The sequence below is a fragment of the Gymnodinialimonas sp. 202GB13-11 genome (assembly GCF_040932485.1).
GTDB lineage: Bacteria > Pseudomonadota > Alphaproteobacteria > Rhodobacterales > Rhodobacteraceae > Gymnodinialimonas > Gymnodinialimonas hymeniacidonis.
Genome location: NZ_JBFRBH010000001.1, coordinates 2066290 through 2079530, shown reverse-complemented (window position 1 = coordinate 2079530; position 13241 = coordinate 2066290). Strand labels below are relative to the sequence as shown.

At 57.9% G+C, this 13241-nt stretch carries 14 protein-coding genes; 1 reads left to right on the top strand and 13 read right to left on the bottom strand.

What is annotated here, in order from left to right:
• Positions 1-32: 32 nt before the first annotated feature.
• From V8J81_RS10435 to V8J81_RS10400, 8 genes are all read right to left on the bottom strand, one after another.
• Entirely contained in the window at positions 33-1019 is a 987-nt protein-coding gene (locus V8J81_RS10435) for a primase-helicase zinc-binding domain-containing protein (protein WP_368475691.1), read from the bottom strand.
• A gap of 55 nt (positions 1020-1074) precedes the next feature.
• On the bottom strand, positions 1075-1380 hold the full coding sequence (locus V8J81_RS10430; protein WP_368475690.1) for a helix-turn-helix domain-containing protein: 306 nt from the start codon (positions 1378-1380) through the stop codon (positions 1075-1077).
• A complete protein-coding gene (locus V8J81_RS10425) occupies positions 1380-1559 on the bottom strand; it encodes a helix-turn-helix transcriptional regulator (RefSeq protein ID WP_368475689.1) in 180 nt (59 codons plus the stop codon). Before V8J81_RS10425 ends, V8J81_RS10430 begins: the two co-directional genes overlap by 1 nt.
• A 207-nt stretch (positions 1560-1766) precedes the next feature.
• Positions 1767-2312, bottom strand: coding sequence for a hypothetical protein (locus V8J81_RS10420; RefSeq protein WP_368475688.1), 546 nt, complete (start codon positions 2310-2312; stop codon positions 1767-1769).
• A 130-nt stretch (positions 2313-2442) separates the two neighbouring features.
• Positions 2443-3612 (bottom strand): tyrosine-type recombinase/integrase, encoded by a 1170-nt coding sequence (locus tag V8J81_RS10415; protein WP_368475687.1) that lies wholly within the window; start codon positions 3610-3612, stop codon positions 2443-2445.
• 162 nt (positions 3613-3774) lie between these two features.
• Positions 3775-4617, bottom strand: a complete 843-nt coding sequence (locus tag V8J81_RS10410; protein ID WP_368475686.1) for a CobW family GTP-binding protein — start codon at positions 4615-4617, stop codon at positions 3775-3777.
• An 11-nt stretch (positions 4618-4628) separates the two neighbouring features.
• Positions 4629-6254 carry an amidohydrolase gene (locus tag V8J81_RS10405; RefSeq protein WP_368475685.1) on the bottom strand — a complete coding sequence of 542 codons (1626 nt, stop codon included), beginning with the start codon at positions 6252-6254 and terminating at the stop codon, positions 4629-4631.
• Between the two features lie 64 nt (positions 6255-6318).
• Positions 6319-7011 (bottom strand): DUF1045 domain-containing protein, encoded by a 693-nt coding sequence (locus V8J81_RS10400; protein WP_368475684.1) that lies wholly within the window; start codon positions 7009-7011, stop codon positions 6319-6321.
• A gap of 140 nt (positions 7012-7151) precedes the next feature.
• Between V8J81_RS10400 and V8J81_RS10395 the strand changes: the two genes are divergently transcribed.
• The gene (locus V8J81_RS10395) at positions 7152-8180 is read left to right on the top strand and encodes a LacI family DNA-binding transcriptional regulator (RefSeq protein WP_368475683.1); all 1029 of its coding nucleotides are present in this window, start codon (positions 7152-7154) and stop codon (positions 8178-8180) included.
• Here the strand turns inward: V8J81_RS10395 and V8J81_RS10390 are convergent.
• The 5 genes from V8J81_RS10390 to V8J81_RS10370 form a co-directional block, all read right to left on the bottom strand.
• Entirely contained in the window at positions 8177-8923 is a 747-nt protein-coding gene (locus V8J81_RS10390; protein WP_368475682.1) for a hypothetical protein, read from the bottom strand. The genes V8J81_RS10395 and V8J81_RS10390 overlap by 4 nt on opposite strands.
• Positions 8920-9216, bottom strand: coding sequence for a hypothetical protein (locus tag V8J81_RS10385; protein WP_368475681.1), 297 nt, complete (start codon positions 9214-9216; stop codon positions 8920-8922). Before V8J81_RS10385 ends, V8J81_RS10390 begins: the two co-directional genes overlap by 4 nt.
• A gap of 68 nt (positions 9217-9284) precedes the next feature.
• Positions 9285-10085, bottom strand: coding sequence for a dynamin family protein (locus tag V8J81_RS10380; RefSeq protein ID WP_368475680.1), 801 nt, complete (start codon positions 10083-10085; stop codon positions 9285-9287).
• Positions 10085-12142 (bottom strand): dynamin family protein, encoded by a 2058-nt coding sequence (locus V8J81_RS10375; protein WP_368475679.1) that lies wholly within the window; start codon positions 12140-12142, stop codon positions 10085-10087. The genes V8J81_RS10380 and V8J81_RS10375 overlap by 1 nt, the downstream gene beginning before the upstream one ends.
• A complete protein-coding gene (locus V8J81_RS10370) occupies positions 12139-13122 on the bottom strand; it encodes a hypothetical protein (RefSeq protein WP_368475678.1) in 984 nt (327 codons plus the stop codon). The genes V8J81_RS10375 and V8J81_RS10370 overlap by 4 nt, the downstream gene beginning before the upstream one ends.
• Positions 13123-13241 lie beyond the last annotated feature (119 nt).

Below are 13241 nucleotides of genomic sequence, written 5' to 3'. Positions count from 1 at the left end.
TTTCACAAATCATTAGGAAATTACCCCCAAAACTATTTAACTACCCTTGATCTGAACTGCAGTTGGCCGGTGTCACGCAGGCCCGTTCCCGGCAAACTTAATAGTTCGTCACACCAGTCCTTGCCATCGCACGGATACTCGACGTGGACCTCGAAGTGCGCATCCTCAAGGCGACGGCGCAACCGTTCCGCTTTAGCCTCACCGCTGGGGTCGTTGTCTGCATAGATGTTCACGACGCGCACGCCCACGGGCGGCTTGAATTTGCTCAAGTTGTCTGCAGTAACTGCTGCTGCGACGGGGCAACCAAACAACACGGAAGCCGCCATGGCATTTTCGATACCTTCGGCGATCCCGAAGATTTCGCTGTTGTGCAGCCCGTCTCCCACGAAGCCACCATCCAATTTCGAACCGCGTCCGAATGTTTTGGGCTTGGGCACAGGCGCCTTCATGCCGCCCAGCAAGTGGGTTTTGTGCAGACCAACAAAATTCCCATCTTGGTCAACGAGTTTGGCGAGCATCGCAACGAAGCGCTGGGACCCGTCATAGGAAATTGGGCTAGCAGACACGCGGAGGTATTCCGCATCATACGGTAGGTCGAGTTCGCGCGAAGTTAGGTACAGCCCTGCCTCGGAGCTGGGAGTGATTTGGTGCGCTTGTTCCCAAAGCCGTTTCTGCTGGTCAAAATCAGCGGGGTTATTTTTCTTTCCAGAAGAAAAAAAGGCGTTCACCGGCCCAGTAGTAGCACCGAGCAACCGACGTGCTTCGTCTTTCGCTTCGGGAAAACCACGAATACCAAGCCGCCGTTTCAAAAGCTCGTAACCATTCCCGTTACCGCACTGGTTGCAAAACCACGTCCCATTCCCGCCTACATCGTCGAAGCGAAACCGGTCCTTCCCGCCACAAAGCGGGCACGGGCCGTGCCGGGCAGAAAGAAATTCCGAAGGTATGCCAGCGTTGACTAGAATCCGACGCCAAAGACCAGTGAATTCATCCACAACTTGTTTGGACTGATAGGTCATAGATCTTTTCTCTCTGGTAAGAATCTAACCCCGAAGGGGTTTACTTCGGGCGGTCCTAGCGCCGCCCCCGGGGCGGTTTTTTTGCCACCCCCAAGATCTGGTACTTGTTGGTCAGCTGAACGTTGTTCTTTGACTGCTTGTGGGTTTCGATAGCGCCGCGCTCTTCAAGTTTGCGCAAGTTGCTCTGCACGGTCCGGCGATGGGATTTGACGCGCTTGGCAAGCGTGTCCACGGCAGGGAAACAACAGTTGGTTTTGCGATCGGCAAAACGGCAAAGCTCGATAAAAAGAAAGCGCAATGAGCCGTCCAAACGCCGCTCGTCCGCTAGATCGTACATCCACTGGTCCGGCTTGCGGGTCATTATTCAGACCCTTTGACGAAGGCTTGGATGGCGCGGTCGACATCGGCTTCTGCCCAGTAGAGACGGCGGCCGAACTTGATCGGCAGGGGGAGGCGGCCTGCTTCAATGTCGCGATAGATCGAGCTGCGGCTGCGGCCGCCGAGTTTGGTGCTCAGGTCAGATAGGGTAAGATAATTCATGGTTACTCCTGTTTTTTCAAGAGCAGCCAGTACTTCCGCACATCGGTTGTCGGCAGTGTCATAAAAAAAATGACACCTTTCTGCCGCCCAGCCGAGTGAGTTGATTTTCAGAGTGGAACGCGAGCGCTATGGAGTCGGCGGGACCAGAAGCTTTCTTGCGTTGGCATCTTCGATCTTGGGGATTACATCCGGTAACAGGACCGGGTGCTACTGGCTGCTGGAATGAACTTCAAAAAAATGATCCAGCGTAGTCTCAAACCACTTTATCAAGCGAAGCGTATGGTCGGCTTTCGTGGCAGAGAACCCACTCTCAAAAAAAACATCGGGATCAAGCGCCCAAGCTGCAAGGTAGTGGGATGTCGGTCGATATCTCTTAAAGGCCTTTCGGATGCTCTCTGGGAGTGAGGCCGTTGCCGGCTTGCCTTCGTCTGCGGCTGTTTCCGTCGCGACGAGTTTGTAGGTCTTGTCGAGGGTTGGGAACTCTCCAGTTCTCAGATAAAAAGAAGAGATCTCAAGGACGACATGTCCAGCATGCATCTTATTTGTCTCGTCGTCCAAAATTATTTTTTTGAGGAAGGTTCGGCTGGAATTGGTTGCGCTATCTCGATCTTGCTCTTGAAGGCCTTTCATCATGGAATGGGTATCCATGATCTCGTCGAAATTTGAACTGCCCAGCGCGGCTATCAAAAAAAGACCATCGAAGGGTTTAGCATTTCCATGAGACCCGTCGAACATTGGTAGCGTTTTGCGCAAGAATTCTCTCCTTTTGCGTGGCAACCGGCACCTATGACCGGAGATTTTCAAAAACAGCGCACAGCGTTATTTTTATTGCCGCAAGAACGTACTTGCCGTCGTTCCAGCGGCTTGCGTAGATCCGCGTTATTCAGGGTTCTGAACCATCTACGAAATCAGCCCAGCGTTGCATGACCTCACGCCTTTGCTCCAGAAGGTCTGTCCGCTTGTACGACCGCTCGACCTTGTTTCCTGTGCTATGCGCTATACAGGTTTCTGCAACCTCCCAAGTAACATCTCCAACTTCCGAACACCAAACACGGAAGCTGGATCGGAACCCATGTGGACGTGCTTCGAGGCCTCGTCGCTCCATAAGTCGCGCCATAGTCGCATCCGAGATCACTCCTTTTCTAGCACTGGGAAATAGGAAGCCGTCTCGCTGAAATGGCTGCGCCCTTTCGATGACTGACAAAGCTTGCCTAGAGAGCGGAACTCGAAAATCCGCGGCAGCGCCAGGCCGGGATTTCATTAGCTCGCCTGGCACGTTCCAGACATCGTCCTGGATATGGTCCAAGTGGAGAAAACGGAGCGGTTTCGATCGGGTCCCGATAGTTAGAATTAGAAGCTTCAGCGCCAGATGCGCGACACTGTCGGGATCCAGAGATTTGAAGAACCCAGGTACATCTTGCCATGGCATAAACGGAATGTGGGCGACTGTGTGCCGCTGAGCCCCCAATAACGCACGGGCTTTCCTCGGTGCCTGTAGGTCAACATCCAAGCCCAGCGCGGCGCCGTGTTCGATACAAACTGACAGCCTTTCCAGTGCTTTCTTTGCTGTTGCGGCTTTTGAATGCCAGATTGGTTTCAGGACATCTCGTATGTCACGTTGGTCTATCTCTGCGATGGGAATCTTTCCTAGTTTGGGTAGCACGTGGAGTTCGAGTGGAGAAAACCACCGACCTGCTTTGCCGTCCTCCTTGAGCTCAGCTTTACGTGCCTCAAAACAGTCCCGTGCGATATCCTCCAACAGGTAGAGGTTTATTTTGGCATCGCGGCGTCGTCGCTCCCGAACCTTGATTGGATCGCGCCCCGCACGCACCTCCGCTCTCCACTTATCCGCTTCGACACGAGCCTCTTGAATGGAGACTTCAGGGAACCTTCCAAGACCCATTTCTCTGCGTCGTCCATGTACGGTTACGCGCAGGATCCACTGCGCACCCCCATCTTGTCGCTTGAACAGCCAAAGCCCACCACCGTCAGAGTATTTTCCTGGGGCCGCCGCTCTCGCGCGGGCAAAGGAAAGCTTGTGCAGTGCGCGCATCTCTATCCACCCTTCCGTCCACCCAAGAGCGTGGCATATCGTGACGCATCATGCAATACTATGAGAGATGCCTACCGTCTAAACGTCTGAAAAAAAATATTTTGAAACACTGTGACACGTTGAGGCGCCGTGCAACTGTTCCCTCCACCCGCACCATTCAGCTTAAGTTATGGGCCACCACGACTGGATGGCTTCTTCGTCCCACAGTGATGACAATCCAATGCCTACAAGGCCCGGTTCCGCGTTTCGCGCGGGTGTGATTTCTACCTGTTGCCCGACAACCTGAACGCGCCAGTGAATGCCGCTTTGGTCTTGTGCAATCCCTTTCACGCGGAAAAGACCCGTTGGGCGCTCCTCAAGCCTTCTGCGCAGCATTGCCTTATCCCCGGCGAAGGCGCCGTTTGATCCCCACGCTGAATAGTCTGCGTGAGGCTGGCCGGGCTCCGGTGGTGTCGTGGTGTTTCCTATGAGCTCAAGGAAGACATTGGCGGGCATGCCCTCAACGACCGGGGCAGCGGCTTCTGCCTTTACTTGGTTTAGCTGGTCGGTATGAGGTTCCTTGCTGACCCAGATCAGGTCCGCCTTTTCGATCTGCGACATGTATTGCGGGCCGATGAGCGGGTCGCGTTTCAGCGACGTGAAGCTTTGGCCGTCCACAACGGTGACAATACCTGCATAACTCAGGTCCGGTTCGGCCAACGCCGCGTTCGCGATGCGCGCAGGGTCCGAAATGCCGCTGGCTTCAATGAAAAGGTGATCGGGGCGCGGGCGACGGTCCAGCGCGTCCCCGATGGCCATGAACAGATCGGCACCCATCGTGCAGCAGACGCATCCGTTTGACAGGGCAATCGTGTCTTCATCACGCGAGATCAGCAGATGCTCGTCTATGTTGATGGCGCCGAAATCGTTAACCATCACCAAAATGCGCAAGCCATGCGGGTCAGCAAGGACGCGGTTGATCAACGTCGTCTTGCCCGCACCTAGATAGCCGGAGATGACGGTCATCGGCAAAGGGTTCACAGCAGACGGACCCGACCGTCGAGCACAGTCCCCAAAACGTCGACGTCTTTCAGCGCGTCCGGGGCGGCTTCTGTCGGATCGCTGCCGAGTACGGCGAAATCCGCGCGCTTGCCAACTTCGATAGACCCGATTTCTGCATCCATCTTCAGCGTTCGGGCTGCCCCCAAAGTGATGGCATAGAGCGCCTCTTCCACCGAAATCTTCTGCGCCTCGCCCAAAGTGCGGCCTGACATCGTGACCCGGTTCACCGCGCACCATGCTGTGAAAAGCGGCCCCATTGGCGTGACCGGCGCGTCGGAGTGGATCGCTACAGTCAGACCGGCATCAAGGGCAGAGCGCACGGCATCCATGCGGTTGGCGCGGTCTTCACCGATGGTGAGGGCCACGTGTTGATCCCCGAAATACCACAGATGGTTGGCGAACAGATTCACGGCGATGCCCAGTTCGGCGCAGCGGCGGAATTGTGCGTCGTCCATCATCTGCCCGTGTTGCAGGACATGGCGGTGGGCAGGCCAGGGCGAGGCACGCATCGCGGCCTCCAGCGCGTCGATGACGACCTCTGAGGCTTCGTCGCCATTGACGTGGATGTGCATCTGAACGCCCGCAGCATGGAGCGCGGCACAGGTTTCAAAGATCTGGTCCGGGGCCATGTTCCAAAGCCCATTCGGCTGGCCGCCCACATAGCCGGGCCACTTTACCCGCGCCGTCCAGCCTTGGATTGATCCGTCGGTCATCAGCTTCACCGCGCCGAGGCGCAGTTTGTCAGTGGAACGTGTCTTCAGGGCTTTCGCGCGTTCAGCCAGCGCGTTTGGGTCGCCTGTTGCAGCCAATGCCGGAACGACCCGCAAGGGAAAGTCGGTGTCTGACGTGACTGAGAGCATTGTGGCGAGATCTTCATCCTCCAATTGCGAGAACAGGTCCGTCACGGTCGTCACACCCACCCGGCGGGCAACTTCACCGTAGGACCGGATCGCGCTTTCGCGTTGGGACAGGGCGCGGAAATCAATGCCGAGGCGGCGCATGATCGGGAACATGGCTGCCATTTCCTGAAGCTCGCCGGTTGGCGTTCCCGCGCTGTCTTTAACGACGCCTTCCACGTTGGTGCCGCCGTCATATCCGGCCATCTCCAACGCGACGGAGTTCACACACATCAGGTGGAAATTGGAGAATATGATTGCGATCGGGCGGGTCGTGGACACACGATCAAGATGGCTGGCCCCGAGCCGTTCATCGGGCAGGAAGATCGGGTCAAAGCCCCAACCGATCAGGGGTTGGCGTTCGGGCAACGATGCCTCGACCTCCCTTAACCGCTCAACAACCGCGTCAAGGCTTTCTAGCCCTTGCCACAGCTTGCCATCGGGATCGATGCGGTCGTGGAAGCCGGTATAGGCGTAGTCCCAGATCGCGCCCGCCATCATGTGGGCATGGCCTTCCACAAATCCGGGCATCAGTACCGTGTGGGCGAGTGTGGTGTCGTGCGTGACCGCGCCCCACGCGTCAGCACAGGATGCATCCCCCACGGCCAAGATGTGCCCGTGCTTTACCGCGACATGGGTGGCGGTGGGGCGGTTACGATCCATGGTGACGATCTTGCGCGCCTCGAAAACAGTGATGTCGGCCATGGTGAACCCTCCCTCTTGCCAAAATCCGTAGCGCACTCTTGGGGTGGGGAGGAAACGGAAACTGCTACCCCACGCGTTTGCCGGTCAACGGGACGCGCTCGACCACATGGAAAAAACCATCCGCGTCCTCGCCAACAAGGCAGAGCGCGTTGATGGTGAGCGGAGCGCTGAGGGCGCCCGCGAAGTGGTTGCGTAGGATGTCGCAGACATGATCCGCATGGTCTGTCGGGCCGGTGAGCGTCAGGTGAAAGCGAAACTCGTCCATCACATAAGGGTAGCCCCAGGTCTGGAGCATTTCCTCTTGCCGTGTGCTCAGCCCGTGCTTGCGCCGTTTGGCTAATTCGCTTTCCGTGGCGGGCGCGCGGAATGGGTCCAATGCTTCGACTGCCGCGGCCGCAAATGCCCTAAGGGCACCGATCGGTTCAGACGGCGTGATTGCTATGAACCGACCGACGCGACGGATGATGGGTGAGGGTAGGGCGACCGACGCCTGATCCGCGCAAAACGCAGCCGTTGCAGTCGAAAGCTCTGCCAAATCCGTCCCCTTCGCCAAGGTGAAAGGCGGCTTGATTGTGCCGTGGAAGCCGTATCTTCGCGGGCGGCGGCTTAGCCGTTCTACGGGTGTGCGAAGCTCGGGCAGCGACGGATGGGGCAACGGGCATCCGGCAACACTATCCCATCCCAGCCAAGATGCCCCGCGGTCGTAAAGGCCGCCGTTGGGCACGAAAAACAGGCCAAAGCGTTTGAATAAAGCCATAAGCGAACCCTTCTGCGCCCCGCGTGTCTCGCGCAGTTCGGATATGACCACAAGGCGGACTGCGTGTTGGCGTGGCCAAAGAGTTGACAGTGAAAGCCCTTTCATTAAGCAGAACAGATGCTTTTAACCGTTTGCACCCCATGACCAAAGACGCCAAATCTGCGCCGACACTGGAAGACGTGGCGCGACTTGCCTCGGTTTCCACGGCGACTGTCTCGCGCAGTTTGAATTTCCCCGAATTGGTCTCCGACCGGACACGGGAGCGGGTTCAGACCGCTGTAGACACACTTGGCTATTCCCCCAATTTCGGGGCCCGCGTCATGGCTGCGCAGCGCACGCGCACCATTGGGGCGATCATACCGACGATGGAAAACGCCGTATTTGCGCAAGGCATTCAGGCGTTTCAGGAGGAGCTGGATGGGCGCGGCTATATGCTACTGGTCGCCAGTTCTGCGTATCAGACCGATCTTGAAGAGAAGCAGATCCGGTCCCTGATCGCGCGAGGGGCGGACGCGCTTTTGTTGATCGGATATCAACGCGGACCTGCCATCACCGACTTCATCAAGGCGCGCAACGTACCGACGCTGATCACTTGGGCCTTTGACGCCGCGAAGACGGACCCGACGATAGGGTTCGATAATCGCCATGCCATGCGCCGCCTGACGGAAGAGGTCTTGCAGCTGGGCCATCGCAGGATCGCCCTGATTGCCGCAGAGACCGATACCAATGACCGCGTGGCCGAACGGGTGCGCGGAGTTTCAGAGGCCATTCAGCAGGCCGGACTGGCTGCAAACAGCCTTACGATCCATCGCACTCGGTACGGGATTGAGACGGGGGCCGCAGGGTTTGAAGCCGTGATGGGGGCGCCGCACAAGCCGACGGTGGTAATGTGCGCGAATGATGTTCTAGCCGTTGGCGCGATTAAGCAGGCCGCAAAGATGGGTTTGTCGGTGCCTGGTGATGTATCCGTGACGGGCTTTGACGATATCGAATTGGCGCAGGTGACATCGCCCGAGATTGCCACGGTGCGCATCCCGCATCGGGAAATGGGGCGCCGCGCGGCGCGGTCTTTAATCGGGTTGTTGGAGGATGGTGTTCCGCTTGAAAGCGAGAACTTGCACACTGAGCTTTGCTTGCGCGGCTCGCTTGGTGCGGTGCCAGCGACTTAGGCTGCTTTCCAGTATTCCATGGCTTGATGCGCGCTGGTGTGGCGAAACACTATCGCGCCGTAGGTGCCGACGCATCCCACGATCAAGATGCAAGTCTCTTCCGCTGTACTCTGAGGAAAGGCGAGCGCACCGTCTGTTTCCAGTGTGGAGGCCAAGGCACTGTCTTCTGAAGTTGCTCGGGCAAGGATATCGGCGACCTCAGGACCGCGTTCTTCAATAACGTGATGCTCTCCGGTTAGTGGCGCAATTTCCTGGCTGTCCGCTATGAAGCTCGCTTCGATCTCTCCCGCATATCGAGCGACGAAGGATTTCAGTAATGATGGCAGGGCTGAACGGGTCGGGTTCGCGCTGGCTGGACCAATCAACTCCAGCAATCGGGATACTGCGAGACCAAGCCCAGATGCCTCCGCGCCTTGCGAAAGCGCGATCTCGGAAGAGTTGGCAACGGCATGTTCCGAAAGCTCTTTCGCTAGTGCGTCCACGACGCGCTTTTCGTCTCCAGCGCTCAAATCATCCCCCCAAGGCGCGGCACCGGTTCGGTTGGAGGTCATACCAAGCAGTCTTCGATGGCCTGCGGTCAGCTTTAGTTCTGCGCCATTTGTCAGGTTGAGTGTGACCTCCCGCGGGAGGACAATGCGGTTGAGCTTCTCAAAAAGTCCCCACAAGTCACCGACCGGTGCATCAGGGCTGCCCACATTGGCAGCCGCGTTCAGGGTCGATTGAATGCGGGCAAGGTTCGTCATGCGGCGATGCCCCCAATCTCGAGGGTGCCTGCGAATTGAAGCAATCCCGGAAGGAGCTCGGTGATGTCTGAACCAGGATTGACTATACACGTAAGTGCAACGGTGCCCAGATGCGGCACCCGCACAAACAAGCGAGTGGCATGGGGCGTGTGCAGGATGGCGTGGATGGCATGTACGCTGACAACGTCGAGCGTGTCGGACGCGAGCATGCTGAGTGCATCAAGGTGTTCTTGGGGGTAGATCAGTTCCCCATCCGCGGCCAAGACAGTGCCAGAGCGTGTGTCACTGAGCATGACGAGTGCGCATTGTGGATGCGCGTTGCGGTAAGAATGGAGGCAATCAACGTTCATAATGGGTTCGATCAGAAAAGCGCGCTCGGCCCAGAGCGGCGTTTGCTTTTAGTGCCAGCGGACAAGGCGGTGACGCGGCGTGGCGTTACAGCTTCGTGAAGCGGCCTGGGCGGGCACTTTGGTATCTGTGCCCTTGAAGCTTCGACTGGCGCAACGACCTTCGGTACAGCGTTTTCGATAAGGTCGTCCAAGGCCGCTATAATCGTCTTTAGCGCAGGACTTCGCCCCGCCGCGTCTTTCGCGAGCAATGCGGCGGGAAGAACATGTCGAAACTGTCCCGCGACCTCGGTGCGCACGCGCTTCAGGACGCGGGTCTGATCCTGCATGCGCACCTTGTCGAACCGGGTCAACAACATCATCGACCGGTTTTGGACCGCATCCGGCATATTGTCCCAAATTGCGGCCTCCGATTGTCGCCATGCCTGCGTCGCGGGTGTGCACCAGATCGCTATGTCGACGCTTGGTAGCAAACTGTCCCAAACGTCCGGCGCCATATTAGGATCAGAGCTTCCCGGCATATCGAGAAGATCGATCCGTTCAAGGATGGGGGCGTCCAACGGCACGTGCACGACCTTTGTATCCTCCACGGCGACCGCGATATCCGCATCGGGGCCTAATGGTTCTTTCGTATCATCGTTTCGGATGCGGACTGGCTCGCCATTGCCGTGTTGATACCAAAGCGGTGGTACCTGCGTCGCTGTCACTCGCACCCTGGATTGGGTGCGACCTAACAAAAGGTTGGCCAATGTGCTTTTCCCTGCAGAGAATTCGCCAAGCAGGGCAATGCAGGGCTTTTTATGCTCCGGTTTCATCAATTTGCCCTTTCTCTTTGAACTGGCGCGAAATCTGCAAGGATCGCTTGCGCAGTGTTCAGCGCGTGAGATTGCTGTTCATCCGTCTGTCCTTGCTCCTCGCGTAGACGTGCAAGATTTTCATCGCCTTGATCAGCAAGGCTAAGGATCACGCCACGTTGTCTGGTGAGGAAGTTGTCGAGGGCCTTGCGCACCGCACTTGCATGCGGGGCTGCGTGATCTGACGAAAGGGCGGTCACGATGGGTGCAATTTCGGCCTCGATCAACAAACGAAAGTCCGCGGCGTAGCTGTCATAGCTGCGCCGGCGTCGCCACCAACGGGTCCACCAACTGCCCCTAATGTCGAGCGCAATGGTTTGGCCCAACATGACCGGTACCGGCGGCTCTGGCGTGGCTGGCGGCTCTAGCGTGAAGCCCGTATGGCTCAGGTTGAAGGTTGCCTCGAATAGGCGTTCAAGGTGCCGCGCTGCCCTTTCCAAGATGGCGTCCGCGGCTTTGTGGGTCTTCGCGCAATAGACATTGTATGCCGATTTCAACAGCAGGCGCAGTCCGGCGGGCTCATACGTCCATTCTACGTCTTCGCCGTAAATCTCGAGGTGTCGGATCAATGACGTGGTGCCGCGCGAGACAAAAGCCTCTTGCGCTTTACCGAGCCGCAGATCGAGATCAGCCGTCAAGGTCGTGAGGGATTGATCAAGCGTTGCGCGGGCATCGGATGAGATCCGATCAATGGCATCGGCGAGGTCTTGCATGTTTGCCGTGCCGCTTGTCCGTTCGACAATCTGCCGTTCCCGCATGGCGCGCTTGGCAGAAATTGCACCGGCGGTGTTGCGCGCGGCCGCGGCCATACCGGCAAGCAGCCGCGCGCCGTCACCGCAGCGGGTGCGTTCTGCGATTGTTTCTCCAAGAGCAGGGAGTCCGGATAGGGCCCAGATCAGTGCAGCGGTGTCTTTTTCCTGGCCCGTCGCACCATCTTGATATCGCGCGTAGTTGAGCAAGGCCGCCGCACTGTCACGGCCCATCTGTTCAAAATCACCGCAAAGGGCCGCATTTGCCCAATGGGCACTACCAAACAGAATCTCTGCCTCTGCCGGAATACTGAGCGATTTCAGCGTTTTCTCGATCGAGGCGCGGATTTCAGGGATGTCTTTGGCGGGGTCTGCGAGTTCATCAATGCGATTGACGAAGATCACGACATCTCGCAACGGGACGTTGGCAATAAGCCGAACCAAAGCAAGGTCCACGTTGGACAGGGCTTGATGTGCCGACAAGACAACGACGCACAACCGGCTGCCGCGAATGGCGTTCACCGTAATCTGTTCGCGCACCATGAACGTGTCGTTCACACCGGGCGTGTCGCGCAGGCATAGGGGCAAGGGCAGGGCGGGTTGCGACAGGTAAAGGTCTGCGGACCGGGTGATATCTGCAAATCGGCCCTGTGCGGGAATGCCGTCGCTGTCATCGCCCAAGCAAACATAACGCTGGACCAACTCGGAATCTGCATAGCCGTAGTCGTGGGTTTGCCCCAGCAACATCTCGAACTGGTCCCCCAATCGGGCGCGGGCCGCGTCGCGCATGGCCTCAAGCTGTTTGCGGACCTTTTCAAGCTCTTGATCTGCACCGGCACGGCTTGCCAGTTCTCCGACCCGCCCGCCGGTTGTCAGCAGGTTCGACCATTCCGTATCCGTGAAAAAGCGATAACTGGATTTCTCCTGCGTTTTGGTACGGCGTGGCGAAAGGTGGACGGACGTGACCACCGACGTCCACGGATTGATATCGGAGGGCAGCAATCCAACTGTGCCGGCCATCGCGTTAGCCAGCGCGGTCTTTCCCGCCTTCACTTGGCCAATTAACGTTACCGAAGGCGCGAAGGCCTGCATCTCGGCACGGAGGGCACGGATATGATCCGCGTGGGCGTCCCCACCCGCGACTTGCAAATGGCCCAAGGCCTTTTCCAGCTTTGCAAGATCCCGCGTGAGAGGCGTGAAACCGCGGTAGGCACGCGACAGCAGAGCTTGGTTCATCGGAGGCGCCTGAAGGGCGGGATCATGTTTCATGCCGCCACCCCGTGCCCAAGCCTGCATTGATCGAACGCGCAACGCATCTGGTGCAAAAGTCCGGCCGCGTCTTCTACTTGATCAGGACCAGAATCCATTTGGAGAAGCAAAAGCAAATTTGTTGCGTCGTCGATCATTTCCGACAAAGCAGTGAATTCCGCCAAATCGTCCGGCCACTCGCTGGATCGGTCTTTCAGACCCTCAGCTGTTTCTGTGCAGTGAATGAGCGCCGTTTCGTGCCAAGCTGCTTCCGCATCCGGGTCGATCCATGCCAAATCTTCGGCCAGGGCTCGAACGCGGCGTGACAGGTAGATCGTGGGTTCCGACAAGATGTCGCGCAGTCGCGAAAGCTGTCCCGGGCTGCGCTGCGGCTCCTTTGTTGCAACGTCACTCGCCGTGCTGATTGGCCCGTTCAGATGTCCAAGCCGATGTAGCAACAAATGAGCAGCATCCAGATCGGCTATTCGTGCTTCGTCAATGTCGTCGCCGATACGGTTGAGTAGGGGGGCGACCTCGCCGGGCAAGGCTAAATGCAAGTGCCCAGTGAAATCGGCGGCTGCTTTGTGGTCGGAGACGCCTGTGTTCGGCGCCGTTTCCACTAAGTATGCCCGATGTGACAGTCGCTCGGGCGCATTGGCCCAGATGCGTGCATCCAGGTCGGAAAAGGCAGTCGTGCACCAAACCGCTATCTCAGTGCGTCGTGCAGCCCATGCCAGAGCAGGGCGATGCATGGCTGGGTTCACATCCAGGGACAAAGCCAGAAACGACATGCGTGTGAGTGCGTCTAAAGGCGCGGTGATGCGCAGGAAAACCGGAGCTTCCGCGAGCAGGTCCGCGCGAGGCCAGCCCTCACAGGTTAAGTGCGATCCGTCCGCAAGTGTTGCATGTGTTTGTGGAGAATGACCGAATTGCAGTTCAATGGCAGGCGGCAAGGAAAGACCGTCGGGCGCAATGTCGCGGCCGCACAGCGTGTAGAGCAAGGTGCGTAAGTCGCTGTCCCTCTGGCCCATCAGGCAAACGCGAACCGGCCTGCGCAGTGTGTCGATCAGATGCACGCAGCGATCCGCATCCCGTTGTGGGATGCGGGCGTTCGTCACAA